Origin of the sequence: Paenibacillus sp. FSL M7-0420 (assembly GCF_038002345.1) — a bacterium.
GTDB lineage: Bacteria > Bacillota > Bacilli > Paenibacillales > Paenibacillaceae > Paenibacillus_AQ.
Window position 1 is genome coordinate 2,065,947 of the sequence record NZ_JBBOCJ010000001.1, and the last position, 15,464, is coordinate 2,081,410.

Consider the following 15,464-nt stretch of genomic DNA (forward strand, 5'->3'; position numbering starts at 1 on the left):
ATGTCCTCCTTATAACCCGGCCAGATAACGGCAGTATAGAATCATTTGTTTGACTGAGGGTCTGATTTTCTGATCATTCAGGGGGGTGTTGTCGTTCTTGGACGGCTTGGAGTTGACCTCCAGCAGCCAGATCCGGCCGGATTGGTCAAGTGCGAGGTCGATGCCGAGTTCCCCGAAATGGGCGGGAATGTAGGTCTCAACCCCTCTTGCAATGGCCAGCGCTGCTCTGGGCAGCTGAATCTGGGTGCTCTCTTTGACACCGGCCGGAAGACTGCTTTTGCTGACGGCCTCCTTGACTGTACTGAGCGTACCGCCACGGGCAAGATTGGATACGAAATGATTACTTCCGGCGGTCCGGGCCACGATGGAGGTGACGCCCCATTTGCCGGTGCCGTTCTTCTGTACCAGTGCCCGGAAATCGACCGGCCGCCGTCCAAGCTCCATCAGGGAGAGACCCTGCTGGATCTGGAAGCGGGTGGTTTTCATCTTGGGGGCAATGGACTGAAATAGCTTCGCCAGGCTGGAATAGCTCTGCTTGCGTGTACCCATCGGAGTGGTGGACAGCAGCCGGTAGCCGCCGCCTTCCTCCTTGGAAATGCGCAGAATGCCCTTGCCCAGGCTGCCGCGTACCGGCTTCAGGAACACGCTGGGGTAGCTGCTGCACATTTTTTTGAGTATGGCGAAGCCGTTCAGGGCATGCGATTCGGGCAAGTACCGCTGCAGGGCGGGGTCTAGAGCCAGCGCCTCGAATACCTCCGTCTTGTCTAGGAACTTTTCGTTGAAGAAGTGAGTTCCGTAGCGGGATTTTACATCTGCCAAAAAATGCTGTACGCTAGGTTTATTCTCTACCTTTCGCGTGGTCAGCCGATTGTTGATCACATCGGCAACAGGAAGACTCAGCTTCCGCCAGCCCTCATCGTAGACCCAGCCCTGGATGGTAGTGGTGCGTGATTCCAGCGCTTCCGGGGTGAAGAAATAGACATAAGCGCCTTGTGCATGGCAGGCATGAGTCAGCTCCCGGCAGAACATGGTGATCTGGCCGAAGACCCGCTCCGGCTGTTCGGGATGGTCCCGGCTCACCAGGACGCCAATCATCGGCCCCAGACGCAGAATGCGGCTGCCGGTGCTGTAGGAAGCGTTAAGCGTCAAGCGCTGTCTTAAGCCAAGCCGCCGGGCGAGTGCCTCGCTAACGCGCAGACTGTCGGATTTGGGAACAGGAATTACGGTAACCTCCTGCCGGAAAGAGCCGAAGTTCAGCTGAATGGTTCCGTGCGCCGGTATTTTGAGCCTCTTCATGGATTTGTCGCCTAGCATTACAGCATTTTCCTGCAGGATGCCCGAGTGGACCGTTTGAACCGGGATCTTTAGCTTAGACATCGTGAATCTCCTTCCGGTAGGCAAGCATGGTGCCGGCAATATGAATCTTGAGGGTTACATATCATTCATCATATGGAGACATCTGACCCTTGGTGATTGACCTATTCCCGAAAAAGCCGTGCCGGGCGGATTAATATCGCCGGCATCCAGGGGGCTGGCAGGCGCGCCCTGGACCGGAGGGCGGGAGCACAGAAGGAAGTAGGCTTGCCTGGTTGGAACTTGCGCGGCTGTCAAATTTGGGCGCAGACAGCCCCTGGGCTGGCTGCTGAACAGGCATAGATCCGCTGCCTGCTGAATGAGCGGGGGCTTTGGAAGCGAAGCAGAGACGAACATTATTTGGAGGAGGAAATAGAATGAACGTGATTGACAAGGCGCATGAATTGGCGCGTGCCATTAAAGACAGCAGTGAGGTATCTGATATTACCAGTGCAATGAAGGTGATCGAAGCAGATCCGGAGAGCAAGGCGATGCTCGACAACTTCCGCCAGAGCCAGATTGAGCTGCAGCAGCGGATGATGAGCGGGGACATGCCTCCACAGGAGGACATGGAGAAGATGGAGAAGCTCTTTGAGGTGCTTAACCTGAACCTGGGCATCCGCCGTCTGTTCGACGCAGAACGCCGCCTCAGTGTAGTCATCGAAGATGTGAACAAAATCATCACAGACAGCCTGTCCCAAATGTACGGCGCACAATAAGCACCGGCAGCGCATCGGGGATACTCTCTGATACAGAAAAAGGGTGATTTCAGGGCCATACGGCTCTGGAATCACCCTTTTATTAACACTTCGTTAATCCTGCTTGCCCTCTACCAGACACAGTAGAATAGTAGCGGCCATCCCGAGACGGCGGTCCAGCTTGCCGTGGGTGTCCTTTGAGAAATCGGCAGTGATTTTGGTGACAAACGGGTTGAAGCTGTACCGGAAGGCAGGAATCACCATTCCCCCGATCTCCAAGTTATATTTCAGCGGAATGATGGCAACCGCACGGCGCAGCAAAGCGAGCAAGGCGTTATCCTCCTTAATGGTGCCTATCTCGTTATCCTGCGTGTCCAGGATGGCCCATTCGTCCTTGATGAGAGACTTCAGGCCTTTGCGGCGGAGTGCGCCCACCGTTTCACCGGTCTCCATATCATACACATCATAGGTTGAGCTGATATCAAGAATCTTGCGCGCTTTGATCCGCAGCAGCTCCCTCCCCATTGTCTCGTCTGGGTACAGCGTAATGTCCTCCCTCAGCCGGAACGCTTTCATTTCCGAGAACAGCAGCAGCTCCCCCGAATCACCCAAGATATGTAGCTTTCCGCCCGGCGCAGAGAATATTTTTTTGCGGGCGATGTACCGGGTCTGGTTATAAATGGGATTCAAGATCATTCACTCCTTTGCTATATAACATCTCATACCCGAGCCATGCAGGATAGAATCTGCTAACAAGGTGTGATCAGCCTGCTGAAAAATTACGCAGCTTGTCTCATATTTCAGGCCGCAGGTTCATAGAATAGAGATATAGATTCATTCTAACAATCCTGTAGAGCGAAGGAGCGGTCCTGCAATGAGAAAAAGAAGTAAATTCAAACATTCCGTGTATCTGCTGGTTGCCCTGGCCATGCTGTTATACGCGCTGCCGAAGCTGTCTTTTCAGAATGGTTCCGGCTGGGTGCTGGGCTTCGGTCTTGTCTGGTGTGTCTTCGCGTTCCTGGTTATTGCCTCACATCTGCATTTTATTATCGGAGTGGATGAAGAGAAGCAGAAGCGCCTGGATGCCGTCCGCAAGGCCAAGCTTGCACAGTGGCAGGGCCAGTGGAACGAAGAAGGCCGGGTATCGCAGAGATCATAGTTCCGGGATTAAGCTAACGGTGCAAAAGTACCCCCTGTTTGCCTGTGCGGCGGACTGGGGGTTACCTGTGCATGCCACTCCTGCCGGAAGTAAGGTGTGCGGTGTTATATATATATTCCCGGCTGTACTCATTGATGTCAATCCTGGGAAGGCCCGTTCTTTCCGCATATCTCCCATACATTTATAGCTGCTTGTCATAGAGCTGTCATAACTTTTGAAAGATACAGTGTAACCTGTTGTACTCCGGTGTGCCCAGCATGTATAATGGGTACAGAATAGTACAGATCGGGGTATGGGGGTGTAACAGTTGGAAGGTCAAGGCGATAATATCACAAAGCATGAACAACTGCTGCAGCACATTGAAAGTCTGAAGGTGGGAACCAAGATCTCCGTCCGCAAGCTGGCGAAGGAGATGGGGGTCAGCGAAGGTACGGCTTACCGTGCAGTGAAGGAAGCGGAGAACCTGGGAATCGTCATCACCAAGGAACGGATTGGCACGGTCCGGGTGGAGAAGAAGCCGCGCAATATTTCCGAACAGCTTACCTTCGCGGATGTGGTGGATATCGTCGAGGGGCATGTGCTTGGCGGAGCAGAGGGGCTGAACAAGCATCTTCATAAATATGTGATCGGTGCGATGAAGGTCGATGCCATGATTCGGTACATCGATGCGGACAGTCTGCTGATCGTAGGGAACCGCGATGATGTGCACTCGCTTGCACTGGAGCAGGGGGCAGGCGTCCTTGTAACGGGGGGCTTCGGCACCAGCCGCGAGGTCAAAGCGCTGGCTGATGCGCTGGACCTGCCGGTCATCTCGTCCAGGCATGATACATTTACGGTGGCTTCGATGATTAACCGCGCGATCTTTGACCGGCTGATCAAGAAGAAGATTATGCTGGTCGAGGATATCGTGGAGGGCAAGCTGCGCCTGAATACACTCAAAATCTCCAGCACCGTAGGAGAGCTGCGTGAACTGTCGCAGGCCAGCGGCGAGCAGCGGTTCCCGGTCACGGATGAGTGGAACCGGGTCATCGGGATAATAGGCCGGCGTGATGTGGAGGATCTCAGCGAAGGGCAAATTATTGAAAAGGCGATGGTGCGCAGTCCGGTCACCGCTGCACTCCAGACCTCGCTGGCTTCGGCGGCGCAGATTATGATGTGGGAGGGGATCGATTTTCTGCCCATTGTGGACCGCAACCGCAAGCTGGTAGGGTCGGTCACCCGGCGTGAAGTGTTGCAGAGCCTGCGCGACGCCAGCAATCAGCCGCAGCTTGGAGAGACGTTCGATCATCTGATCTGGAACGGGTTCGCGGATGAGCGGGATGAGGAGGGAAGATTATTCTTCCACGGCTTCATTACCCCGCAGATGGCAACTGATCTGGGGACGATCTCGGAAGGGGTTCTGTCCACCCTGATGACCCTGTCCGCCTTCAAAGCAGCCAAGGACATCACCGGGAACGACTATGTACTGGACAATATGTCCACCTATTTCATCCGTCCGGTACAGATCGAGCATTCCATCACCGTCATGCCGAAGCTGCTGGAGATCAGCCGCCGCACCTGCAAGCTGGAGATCGAGATCAGCTATATGGATACCATTGTAGCCAAGGCTGTTCTGATGCTCCAGTCGATTGACCATGGGTAGCGGGATAAGCGGGTAATGCTGGGTGAATAACGATGAGAGTGACGATGAACGAGGATTCATTTTCGGAAAAATATTAATTAGACCAGGGCTGTCCTGCAGGCGATCAGGAGGGGCAACTGGTCTATTTGTATGGGCGGCGGCTGAACCCTCAGCTTCCGCTGCGCATCCGGCTGTAGTAGCTGAAGCTGCGCAGTCCCGAGAAGATATTGAACAGGCCCAGCAGCAGAAAAGCAGCCTCAATGACCACGTTAAGCGTCGAGCCGCGGAAGATGAACATCGACATGAGTGAAAGCGTGACCAGCATTCCGCCCAGCAGCATATTCATGATCGAGCGTCTGGTGCCTTGTATGAGCGGGTCGGCGGTTCTGCGGGAAGAGATGCTGTACGCGGCGGCGCATACCATGAAGATAACGAGCAGGGCAAACAGCAGATACTTAATGAACATAATCATGAACGGACAGCTCCTTTGTGGAAGACCGGGCAGTCAGCGTAGCCTCAGCCGGGCACTCTGTATCCTGTGATTGTGATTTGTCCACTATTGTATCATGATTTGCGCCTCAGCTGCGCTTATAAGGGCTGATTTCCACCCAGATTTGCAGCACGCCCTCCATCACCAGCATGGTGCGGATTTTGACGGTGTATTCCTTCTCGCGGGCCAGATAGATTTTGCTGTCCAGCAGCAGGCGCGCCAGCTTGCCGTCGGAATCGATATCGAACATGCTGCGCCCGCGCAGCGGCTCCAGATCGCCCGACAGCTTGCTGAGGACCTCCTTGGCTATCACCGGGTCCAGTGTCGCCGTATTGTCCTTGACCTTGCTGCCCTCGGTACGCACCTTAATCTCACGGATGACGGTGGAGGTGTTGTTGTATTTTTTGAGCGTCAGAATGTCTTTCCGGTTCTGTTCAATCTCCAGCCGTAGAGCCTGGTTATTGACCCAGAGTATGTTATAGCCCATATGATAAATGGCGTTGTACAGGGCGGCTCCCACAATCATCCCCAGCACAAACACAGCAGCAATCTGCGAGAAACGGCGGTAGCGGTCAAACGGCGGAAGTCGCATGTATCTTTTCACCCCTTGATCTATAGGCATTTGGTTGGAGGCGTGATGGTTCTACTTGCCGCATACCCACTTGACCAGCTCGCTGCCCATATGAGCGCCCAGGAAGGCGAACACCAGATAGAGAATCTGCTTGATCGCCGGGGAGAGATTGCCTCCCAGCATATTGCTCTCAATGACCCGCATCGGGTCAATGGTTCCGCCTACAGCAGCAGCTAGTGCCCATATCTTAATCCGGTCTGCGATTTCCACCATGGTATCGGTTGGCGGCTGAAGAGAGACGACGGCGCCGATTCCGCCCAGCATCGCTCCGCCCAGCACTATGCCGAAGGCGATGAAGAAGTCGAGGACGGCCTTGCTTAAGAAAATATCCATAAAAAGCTCCCTCCTTAGATCAGGCGGCGGCCTGGCTTTTGCCTGTCCATATGCTCTTAATCCATTCTATGGGCGGCTCCCCCTCTAATATGATAAAATAGTTTCATCTTATGTTTTGATTTGGAGCTGAAGGGAAGTGGGGAATATGAGCCCATTCGTGCATTTGCATGTGCACAGCGAATACAGTTTACTGGACGGGGCGGCGCGCATTACAGATCTCGTGCGCCGGGCCGGCGAATACGGCATGACATCGCTGGCGCTGACGGATCATGGTGTGATGTACGGGGCCATCCCTTTCTATAAAGCCTGCCGGGCGCAGGGAATCAAGCCGATTATCGGCTGTGAGGCTTATTTGACCGCAGGCTCGCGCCGTGAGCGGGGGAGCCGTAAGGATCAGCCGATCTATCATCTGATTCTGCTGGCGAAGAATATGACCGGCTACCGGAATCTGATGAAGCTGATCTCCATCGGCCATCTGGAGGGCCAGCATTACAAGCCGCGTATTGATATGGAGGCGCTGGCAGCACATGCCGAAGGCATTATCTGCCTCAGTGCCTGCCTGGGCGGTGAAGTACCGCAGCGCCTGCTGCACGGCCGGGAGGATGAGGCGCGTAAGGCGGCGCTGCGGTATAAGGAGATTTTTGGAAGCGACTTCTATCTGGAGCTGCAGGATCACGGGATTGCCGAGCAGAAGCGGGTGAATCCGCAGCTGATAGCACTTGCTGAAGAGCTCGATATTCCGCTGGTGGTGACCAATGATGTCCACTATATGGACAAGGAGGATGCCGAGGTCCAGGATGTGCTGATCTGCATCGGCACGGGCAAATCCGTAGACGATGAGGACCGGCTGAAGATCGGAACGGACCAGCTGTTCTTCAAAAGCGGAGAGCAGATGGCTGCGCTGTTTCCGCATGTGCCGCAGGCGATAGAGAACACGCAGCGGATCGCCGAAGCGTGCAATCTGGAGCTGACGTTCGGCCATCATATTCTCCCGGAATTCTCGCCTCTGCCGGAAGGGCTGGATGCCGCTGCTTATCTGCGCGAGCTGTGCCGCAGCGGGCTTGCGCAGCGCTACGCGGATACTCCGCTCTGGGAGTCGCCGGAGCAGAAGGAGACGGCCGAGAAGCGGCTCGACTATGAGCTGGGAGTCATTGAGAGCATGGGGTTCAGCGATTACTTCCTAATCGTGTGGGATTTTATCGCTTTTTGTCACCGCAGCGGTATTGTTACAGGTCCGGGCCGTGGTTCCTCCGCAGGGAGTCTTACCGCGTACACGCTGAAGATTACCGATGTGGACCCGCTGAAATATAATCTGCTGTTCGAGCGGTTCCTGAACCCTGAGCGGGTCACGATGCCCGATATTGATATCGACTTCAGCGACGAACGCCGCGATGAGGTGATTGCATATGTGGTGGACAAGTACGGTAAGGAGCATGTGGCGCAGATCATCACCTTCGGTACGATGGCGGCCAGGGCTGCTGTCCGTGATGTGGGCCGGGCGCTGAATCTGCCGTATAACGAGGTGGACAAGGCAGCGAAGCTGATTCCGGGCCAGCTCGGCATCAGCATCACCCGGGCGCTGGAGAGTACGCCTGAGCTGAGGGCGCTGTATGAGAGTAATCCGAAGACCAGAACGCTGCTGGATACGGCCATGAAGGTGGAGGGCATGCCGCGCCATGCTTCAACACATGCGGCTGGCGTGGTCATCTCCAAGGGGCCGCTGACCGACGCGGTTCCGCTACAGGCGGGTAATGAGAGCACGGCGCTGACGCAGTACTCCATGGAGCATCTGGAGAGCGTAGGCCTGCTCAAGATGGACTTCCTCGGGCTGCGGACCTTGTCGATTATTGAACGCTGCATGAAATGGGTGAAGGAGATGACCGGGAGCGTGCCGGATTTCCGCTTCATCCCGGATCATGATCCGCTCACCTATGAGATGCTGGGAGCAGGTGAGACCACCGGCGTATTCCAGCTGGAATCGGCAGGCGTACGGCGGGTGCTGAAGGACCTGAAGCCGAGCGGGTTCGAGGATATTGTCTCGGTGGTAGCGCTATACCGTCCGGGTCCGATGGAATTCATCCCGAAATTCATCGGGGGCAAGCACGGGGAGTTCGAGGTCGTCTATCCGCATGCGGATCTGCAGCCGATTCTGGCCGATACGTACGGCATTATCGTCTACCAGGAGCAGATCATGCAGATTGCCTCCCTGATGGCCGGCTTCTCGCTTGGCGAAGCAGATCTGCTGCGCCGTGCAGTATCCAAGAAGAAGCGGGAGACACTGGATCAGGAGCGCAGCCACTTCGTGGAGGGCAGTCTGAAGCAGGGCTACAGCGAAGCGGATGCCCATGCGGTCTATGATATGATCGTGCGGTTCGCGAACTACGGCTTCCCGCGCGCGCATGCGGCTGCTTACGGGGTGCTGGCCTTCCAGACCGCTTATCTTAAGGCGCATTATCCGGTGCAGTTCATGGCCGCGATGCTGACTGCTGTGATGGGGAGCCACCGCAAGGTGGCGGAATATGTTCTGGAATGCCGCCGGTCCGGGATTGGCGTACTGCCGCCGGATGTTAACGAGAGCGGGGTGCTGTTCACTCCTGTGCCCGGTGAAGGCCGGGGGCATATCCGCTTCGGGCTGGCTGCGGTGAAGAATGTCGGCACACAGGCTGTAGAGAATATTATAGCAGTCCGCAAGGAGCGGCCGTTCGACAGTCTGCTCGATTTCTGCCGCCGGGTCGATCTGCGGGTCTGCAACAAGCGCGTGATCGAATCGCTGCTGCAGACCGGAGCGTTCGATGCGCTGCCCGGACACCGGGCGCAGCTGCTGGCGATGCTGGATGAGACGGTGGATGCGGCGGCCAAATGGCGCAAGGAGCGCGATGAGCTGCAGATCCAGCTGTTCGATGACCTCATTGAGACGCCGAACTGGGAGATCCGCTACCCGGATATTCCGAGGTTCAGCGGAACCCAGCAGCTGGAGCTGGAGCGAGAGCTGCTCGGGCTCTATCTCTCCGGCCACCCGCTGGATGACCATGCGGGGCTGCTGGAGGAGCCGGGAGTTCAGAAGCTGATGGATCTTGGCGAAGCAGCGGATGAGAGTATGACCGTGACGGCCGGTATGGTCGTGTCGCTGAAGGAGATCACGACCAAAGCCGGTAAGGCGATGGCTTTTGTGGAGTGGGAAGACCAGATCGAGCGCTGCGAGGTCGTACTCTTCCCGGAGGTGTGGAAACGCAGCCGCGCCCTGATTGAGAAGGGCGCGCTGCTGGCCCTGCGCGCCAAGGTGCAGCAGGAGGACGAGGGCTTCAAGCTGCTGGCCGAGGAGGTAGCTCCGCTCACCTCGGACAGCGTGCGCGGCCTGCTGCAGCGCCGCAGCGCCGGGTCCCGGCCCGCCTACGGCGCGGGCCGCAGTGCCCCCGCAGGAGCGCCTGCGGCCGCTCCTGCAGCCCGCACGGGCGCCGGTGGCCCCGGCGCCCGGCCCGGCGGTGCAGCTGGCGCCGCCGCTGCACCGGGCACGCGCACACCGGCGGCACAGCCGCCCGGTGCGCGCGCTTCTGCGGCCGCTGCAGACGCGCGGCCGGGCAGCCCTGCCCCGCTGCGGACGGGGCAGGACCCAGCCGCTGAGCGCGATGCAGGCTCAGCGCAGAGCGCCCAACGTGTCTTCATCAAGATCACGCCGGGCGCTGAGCTGAAGGGTCTGCTGCCGCGCCTCCAGGCGCTGCTGCAGACACATCCGGGACCCGCAGCGACGCTGCTGTTCTACGAGCGTAACCAGAAGGTGCTGGCGCTGAGCGACAGCTACCGGATCGAGCCCTCGGAGGAGCTGTTCGCAGCCATTGAAGAGATGCTGGGTGCCGGAACCGTCCGCCTCAGATAGGAGCAGCCTGACTAGCCTAGTGCAACGTCAGAATTTAATTTATATGGGTTGGATTAGTAAAACGATACCACCTACAAATGTGTTCGGTTTTCCGCATACATTTGTCCCAAGCAATGCACTCTTTTAGTCGTTCAGGCCTCATCATGCCGACCCGCTATTTTTAATCTGATGCGCTACAGGAGCTTGTTCGAAGTGAACATTCACATAGATGTATTATGTGCAATTAAAAACCGTGAGCAGGACGGCTTTCCTCTCCTAACTGTAGTCTGTACAACTAAATCTGCCCGAATGGGTCAGAACCCGCATATAGAGGCAGTTTAATTGTATCAATTCCAGCTAAAAGTATATTCGGCGGTAAATCAGACGATCTAGTTGTACAGATTGCACTTAAGCATACCCTTCGCACCATAATCGGGGCATGGCAACACTGATCTTTTTAGCACATTTGCCCCCTCTTCCGCATACATTAGGGAACCAATAGAGTGAACTTATGAATCTGTCAGGCTTCACTCTCAAGTTCAGCTAAATCATAGCGGGGCATTGTCCCGTGCGGAAGGGGAATGACATCATGTCCTATCAAATGGCGGAGGATCTGCTGGAGCGCCGGGGAGTATCACTGGATTCGATCGCAGAGATCGTCTATATCCTGCAATCGGTCTATTATCCCAGCTTAACGCAGGAGGAGTGCCTGAGCAGCGTCAAGTCGGTCCTGAACAAAAGAGAGGTCCAGTATACGCTTATGACGGGGATTGCGCTGGATGAGCTGGCCGAGAAGAAGCTGCTGCCCCAGCCGTTTCAGGCGGTAATGGAAGCGGATGAGTCGCTCTATGGGGCGGACGAGACTCTGGCGCTGGGCATCACGAGCGTGTATGGAATGATCGGTCTGACCAGCTTCGGCTACCTCGATAAAATAAAGCTTGGAATTATCGGCAAATTGAATGATGATAAGGGGAGCATTCATGTATTTCTGGATGATCTTGTAGCCGGAATTGCGGCTGCAGCTTCAGCCCGGATCGCCCACGGGCATGAGGGTGCGAAGGTTTATCCCCATGTGACCGGGACCGAATAACGGCTGCTCCTGATGCGCTGCGATCGGCCTCCCGGGCCTGAGTCCTTCCTGCCGGGCTTGCTTGCGGGAAAAAAGAAAACTGTGTTATCATAATTTCATTATATTCAGGATACGGCTGGATTCGAGATTAGGGAGGCCTTGCAGGGCATGTGGACGGTAATCTATATAGCGCCGACCGCCAAAGTGGCGGAGATGATCGAGAGGAAGCTTACGGAAGAAGGATTTCTGATTAAATGCCGTCCCATCAATATGTCCAAGCAGCAGTTTGAGATTCTGGTTCCTTCGGGAGAGCTTGAAGAAGTGCAGGAGGTCCTCAATCTGATTCTGCATCCCTGAAGAGTATGGCGTAGAGATTCAAGAGCATTCATGACAGCGGCAAGCTGCTATTTACGCAAATAAACGGCTGAAGAGGTGCGACCCTTGTTCAAAGATTTATTTCAGAAAAAACGGAAGTACGCGACTATTCCTTCAGAGCGTCTGGAGCGAAGCGGCGGACCGGCAGAAGGCGAGCGCCCCAAGCGGGAGATTCCCGAAGGCCTAATGAGCAAGTGTGCCAAATGCGGAACGATCCAGTACAGCAAGGAACTGGAGAAGAATTTGAAAGTATGCCCGTCCTGCGGCTATCATATGCGTCTGAATGCAACCGAACGTATTGCGATGATCCTGGATCCGGAAGGTTTCATTGAGTTCGACAGCGAGATGGCGTCCATTGATCCGCTGAAGTTCCCCGGCTATGCCTCCAAGCTGGAACAGCAGCAGTCCAAAACCGGACAGGTTGAGGCTGTAATCACCGGCCAGGGCAGCATCGGCGGACATGCGGTTATTGTAGCCGTGATGAACTTTGAGTTCTTCACCGGCAGTATGGGGTCCGTGGTTGGCGAGAAAATTACAAGAGCGGTGGAAGAAGCGACAGAGCGGGGACTGCCGATGCTGATCTTCTCTACCTCCGGCGGAGCCAGGATGCAGGAGAGCATTCTCAGTCTTATGCAAATGGCGAAGACAAGTGCCGCGCTGGCCCGGTTCAGTGAAGCGGGCGGCCTGTACATCTCCGTCATTACTGATCCGACCACCGGCGGGGTATCGGCGAGCTTTGCCAGCCTGGGCGATATTATTATTGCCGAGCCCGGAGCGGTCTTCGGCTTTGCCGGACGGATTGTCATCGAGCAGACGATCCGCCAGAAGCTGCCGGAGGATTTCCAGACGGCAGAGTTCAATCTGCAGCACGGACAGCTGGATCTGGTCGTGCACCGTAAGGAAATGCGCTCCACACTCACGAAGCTGCTGGAGCTGCATGATGTGAAAGGGGGATTTTAGGTTGGCAGGAGAGTTGCCTTTTGAAATGCCTCTGGTAGAAATGCGCAAAAAAATCGCCGAGCTCAAGCAGTTCGGCGAAGAGAAGGGCATTGATTTCAGCGATGAGGTAGCCCGGCTTGAGGAGCGCTACAGCGAGCTGGAGAATGAGATCTATTCCAATATATCCCCGGCCCAGAAGATGCATCTGGCCCGGCATCACGTACGCCCGACCTCGCTGGATCTGATCGGGCTTATCTTCACGGACTTTATCGAGCTGCATGGTGACCGCCTGTACGGTGACGATCTTGCTGTAGTCGGCGGAATCGCCAAGCTGAACGGCCGGCCTGTAACTGTCATCGGTCAACAGCGCGGCAAGGATACGAAGGAGAATATTCTGCGCTTCTTCGGCAGCGCCCATCCGGAAGGCTTCCGCAAGTCACTGCGCCTGATGAAGCAGGCGGAGAAGTTCGGCCGTCCGATCATCACCTTTGTGGACACCAAGGGGGCTTACCCCGGCAATACCGCAGAGGAACGCGGACAATCGGAAGCGATTGCCCGCAATTTGTTCGAGATGTCCCAACTGGCCGTGCCGGTCATCTGCGTGATTATCGGCGAGGGCGGCAGCGGCGGAGCTTTAGCGATGGCCGTGGGCAACCGTGTGCTGATGCTGGAGAATGCGATCTATTCGGCGATCTCTCCTAACGGTGCAGCTTCTATTCTGTGGAAGGATGCCACCAAGGCGGAGCAGGCCGCAGAGGCCATGAAGATCACGGCCACCGATCTGCTGGAGATGGAAGTGATCGAGGAGATTATTCCGGAGCCCAGAGGCGGTGCGCACCGGGATTACGAGGCTGCGGCGGAGGCGGTTAAGGACACAGTCTGGCGTCACCTGCAGGAGCTGTCCGGCATGGATGCAGCAGCGCTGAAGGAAGACCGTTACCTGAAATTCCGCAAAATCGGCGAGTTTTCCGAGTCGGTACTGGAGCAGGATGCCGATCAGGATGAAGCGCAAATTGTGGAGTAAGCGGGAGATTCTCTCCGGGGAATTAGCGGCAATGCCGGTACCGCCGGTTTGCACTTTTTAGCATATTCCAGCTGATTCCAGGCCGCGAACTGGACAAGACCCATAATACATTTATTCCCATTCTAATCATCCCGCAAGAAGTGCGGGATGGTTTTTCTTTTATCGGCCATCCTATATTATTCGACTTTAATTTACAGCAAAAACAGGCACTAACATTGATTTTGTGTTCAACATGCAGTAATATTCATAAGGGCGCAATAAAACGTGCATGTCTTTACATGTGATAAAGTTCCTATACAAAGAGCAAGCCTTATAGTAGATTTTGTAGTTGGAAAAGATGAGACAGAGAGAACGAAAAAACGGAGGAAAACCTAATGCGGAAAAGTAAAATTGTATGTACGATCGGACCTGCAAGTGAATCGTTGGAGAATATCAAAAAATTGATTTTGGCTGGTATGAATGTGGCCCGTCTGAACTTCTCCCACGGCGATTTTGATGAGCATGGAGCCCGGATCAACACGATCCGTCAAGCATCCAAGGAACTTGGCAAGACTGTTGCCATCCTGCTCGACACCAAAGGACCGGAGATTCGTACAGGCAAGCTGGAAGTAGAACCGATTGAACTGGTTCAGGATGAGTATCTGACATTGACTACGGAAGAGATCCTTGGCGACCACAACCGTATTTCCATCACTTACAACAACCTGCCTAACGATGTTCAAGTAGGATCGACGATCCTGATCGACGACGGCCTGATCGGCCTTACAGTTGTCGACATTCAAGGCACCGAAATCAAGACCCGTATTGTTAACGGCGGTACGATCAAGAGCAAGAAGGGTGTTAACGTACCAGGAGTATCCATCTCCCTGCCGGGTATTACGGAAAAAGATACCAATGATATCATTTTTGGGATCGGACAGGACATTGATTTTATTGCCGCTTCTTTCGTACGCAAAGCCAGCGACGTTCAGGAAATCCGTGAACTGCTTGCGAAGCATGATGCTTCCCACATCCAGATCATCTCCAAGATCGAGAACCAGGAAGGTGTCGATAACCTGGATGAAATCCTGGCAGTATCCGACGGCCTGATGGTTGCCCGTGGCGACCTTGGTGTAGAAATCCCTGCTGAAGATGTACCTTTGGCACAGAAGCTGATGATTCAGAAATGTAACATCGCCGGCAAACCGGTAATCACAGCTACCCAAATGCTGGATTCCATGCAGCGCAACCCGCGCCCAACCCGCGCTGAAGCAAGTGACGTAGCGAACGCAATCTTCGACGGAACCGATGCAATCATGCTGTCCGGTGAGACTGCTGCCGGGAAATATCCGGTTGAATCCGTACTGACTATGTCCCGTATTGCTGAGAAAGCAGAATCTGCTCTGAATCACCGTGAGATCTTCATGAAGCAGCAGATTGCTCAAGAAACTACTGTAACTGAAGCGATCAGCCAATCCGTAGCGATCTCCGCTCTGGATCTGAATGCTAAAGCGATCATTTCTTCAACGGTAACTGGCCACACTGCACGCGTGGTTTCCAAATATCGTCCTAAATCACAGATCATTGCTGTTACCACCCAGGAAAGAACCATGCGTCAGCTGGCGCTGGTATGGGGCGTAACTCCTGTATTCGGCCCTGAAGCTCATTCTACTGACGAATTGCTGGAAACAGCTCTTAACGGCGGTAAGGCTTCCGGTCTGGTTAAAGCCGGCGATCTTGTAGTCATCACTGCAGGTATCCCGCTTGGACGTTCCGGTTCCACTAACCTGGTGAAGGTAGATACGATTCCAGCCGACTAGGATTTGGAAGAGCTTCTGCAGCACGAATAAGATATAATGATAAGAGCAGTGGCGCTTGATTGCCGCTGCTCTTTTTTGATATCGATCATGCAAATGGATATATTGGACCTGAGTGTCTGG

14 protein-coding genes are annotated in these 15,464 nt (G+C 55.1%); 9 read left to right on the forward strand and 5 right to left on the reverse strand.

Annotated elements, in window-relative coordinates:
* Positions 1-9: 9 nt before the first annotated feature.
* Positions 10-1,377, reverse strand: a complete 1,368-nt coding sequence (locus MKX51_RS08670; RefSeq protein WP_340942261.1) for a YheC/YheD family endospore coat-associated protein — start codon at positions 1,375-1,377, stop codon at positions 10-12.
* A gap of 353 nt (positions 1,378-1,730) precedes the next feature.
* Between MKX51_RS08670 and MKX51_RS08675 the strand changes: the two genes are divergently transcribed.
* Entirely contained in the window at positions 1,731-2,072 is a 342-nt protein-coding gene (locus MKX51_RS08675) for a YlbF family regulator (RefSeq protein ID WP_340942260.1), read from the forward strand.
* A gap of 93 nt (positions 2,073-2,165) precedes the next feature.
* Here MKX51_RS08675 and MKX51_RS08680 read toward each other — a convergent pair whose 3' ends face one another.
* Positions 2,166-2,741: a hypothetical protein gene (locus MKX51_RS08680; RefSeq protein WP_340992079.1), complete on the reverse strand. Its 576-nt coding sequence runs from the start codon at positions 2,739-2,741 to the stop codon at positions 2,166-2,168.
* 184 nt (positions 2,742-2,925) lie between these two features.
* Between MKX51_RS08680 and MKX51_RS08685 the strand changes: the two genes are divergently transcribed.
* Together MKX51_RS08685 and MKX51_RS08690 are read left to right on the forward strand one after the other, a co-directional pair.
* Positions 2,926-3,210 (forward strand): hypothetical protein, encoded by a 285-nt coding sequence (locus MKX51_RS08685; RefSeq protein WP_036721603.1) that lies wholly within the window; start codon positions 2,926-2,928, stop codon positions 3,208-3,210.
* A 307-nt stretch (positions 3,211-3,517) separates the two neighbouring features.
* Complete coding sequence (locus MKX51_RS08690) at positions 3,518-4,852, forward strand: DRTGG domain-containing protein (protein ID WP_340942257.1); 1,335 nt, start codon at positions 3,518-3,520, stop codon at positions 4,850-4,852.
* Between the two features lie 148 nt (positions 4,853-5,000).
* Here MKX51_RS08690 and MKX51_RS08695 read toward each other — a convergent pair whose 3' ends face one another.
* The 3 genes from MKX51_RS08695 to MKX51_RS08705 form a co-directional block, all read right to left on the reverse strand.
* Positions 5,001-5,303, reverse strand: a complete 303-nt coding sequence (locus MKX51_RS08695; protein ID WP_076082940.1) for a YtpI family protein — start codon at positions 5,301-5,303, stop codon at positions 5,001-5,003.
* A 106-nt stretch (positions 5,304-5,409) separates the two neighbouring features.
* A complete protein-coding gene (locus tag MKX51_RS08700; protein WP_340942256.1) occupies positions 5,410-5,913 on the reverse strand; it encodes a hypothetical protein in 504 nt (167 codons plus the stop codon).
* A 51-nt stretch (positions 5,914-5,964) separates the two neighbouring features.
* Positions 5,965-6,285, reverse strand: a complete 321-nt coding sequence (locus MKX51_RS08705; RefSeq protein WP_036721610.1) for a YtrH family sporulation protein — start codon at positions 6,283-6,285, stop codon at positions 5,965-5,967.
* A gap of 145 nt (positions 6,286-6,430) precedes the next feature.
* Here MKX51_RS08705 and MKX51_RS08710 point away from each other — a divergent pair, with 145 nt between their 5' ends.
* The 6 genes from MKX51_RS08710 (at position 6,431) to pyk (ending at position 15,344) form a co-directional block, all read left to right on the forward strand.
* Positions 6,431-10,159 (forward strand): DNA polymerase III subunit alpha, encoded by a 3,729-nt coding sequence (locus MKX51_RS08710; protein WP_340992080.1) that lies wholly within the window; start codon positions 6,431-6,433, stop codon positions 10,157-10,159.
* 568 nt (positions 10,160-10,727) lie between these two features.
* Positions 10,728-11,228: a phosphatidylglycerophosphatase A family protein gene (locus tag MKX51_RS08715; RefSeq protein ID WP_036725608.1), complete on the forward strand. Its 501-nt coding sequence runs from the start codon at positions 10,728-10,730 to the stop codon at positions 11,226-11,228.
* 147 nt (positions 11,229-11,375) lie between these two features.
* A complete protein-coding gene (locus MKX51_RS08720) occupies positions 11,376-11,564 on the forward strand; it encodes a hypothetical protein (protein WP_036725605.1) in 189 nt (62 codons plus the stop codon).
* 84 nt (positions 11,565-11,648) lie between these two features.
* Complete coding sequence (gene accD / locus MKX51_RS08725) at positions 11,649-12,542, forward strand: acetyl-CoA carboxylase, carboxyltransferase subunit beta (RefSeq protein ID WP_036725603.1); 894 nt, start codon at positions 11,649-11,651, stop codon at positions 12,540-12,542.
* 1 nt (position 12,543) lies between these two features.
* Positions 12,544-13,545, forward strand: a complete 1,002-nt coding sequence (locus MKX51_RS08730; RefSeq protein ID WP_340942250.1) for an acetyl-CoA carboxylase carboxyltransferase subunit alpha — start codon at positions 12,544-12,546, stop codon at positions 13,543-13,545.
* 374 nt (positions 13,546-13,919) lie between these two features.
* The gene (gene pyk, locus MKX51_RS08735) at positions 13,920-15,344 is read left to right on the forward strand and encodes a pyruvate kinase (RefSeq protein ID WP_340942247.1); all 1,425 of its coding nucleotides are present in this window, start codon (positions 13,920-13,922) and stop codon (positions 15,342-15,344) included.
* The last annotated feature ends 120 nt before the right edge of the window (positions 15,345-15,464 follow it).

What these genes read in the sequence shown, in the direction of transcription:
- MKX51_RS08670 (WP_340942261.1), bottom strand. Translation starts at nt 1,377, where the DNA reads ATGTCTAAGCTAAAGATCCCGGTTCAAACGGTCCACTCGGGCATCCTG.
- MKX51_RS08675 (WP_340942260.1), top strand. Translation starts at nt 1,731, where the DNA reads ATGAACGTGATTGACAAGGCGCATGAATTGGCGCGTGCCATTAAAGAC.
- MKX51_RS08685 (WP_036721603.1), top strand. Translation starts at nt 2,926, where the DNA reads ATGAGAAAAAGAAGTAAATTCAAACATTCCGTGTATCTGCTGGTTGCC.
- MKX51_RS08695 (WP_076082940.1), bottom strand. Translation starts at nt 5,303, where the DNA reads ATGATTATGTTCATTAAGTATCTGCTGTTTGCCCTGCTCGTTATCTTC.
- MKX51_RS08700 (WP_340942256.1), bottom strand. Translation starts at nt 5,913, where the DNA reads ATGCGACTTCCGCCGTTTGACCGCTACCGCCGTTTCTCGCAGATTGCT.
- MKX51_RS08705 (WP_036721610.1), bottom strand. Translation starts at nt 6,285, where the DNA reads ATGGATATTTTCTTAAGCAAGGCCGTCCTCGACTTCTTCATCGCCTTC.
- MKX51_RS08710 (WP_340992080.1), top strand. Translation starts at nt 6,431, where the DNA reads ATGAGCCCATTCGTGCATTTGCATGTGCACAGCGAATACAGTTTACTG.
- MKX51_RS08715 (WP_036725608.1), top strand. Translation starts at nt 10,728, where the DNA reads ATGTCCTATCAAATGGCGGAGGATCTGCTGGAGCGCCGGGGAGTATCA.
- MKX51_RS08720 (WP_036725605.1), top strand. Translation starts at nt 11,376, where the DNA reads ATGTGGACGGTAATCTATATAGCGCCGACCGCCAAAGTGGCGGAGATG.
- pyk (WP_340942247.1), top strand. Translation starts at nt 13,920, where the DNA reads ATGCGGAAAAGTAAAATTGTATGTACGATCGGACCTGCAAGTGAATCG.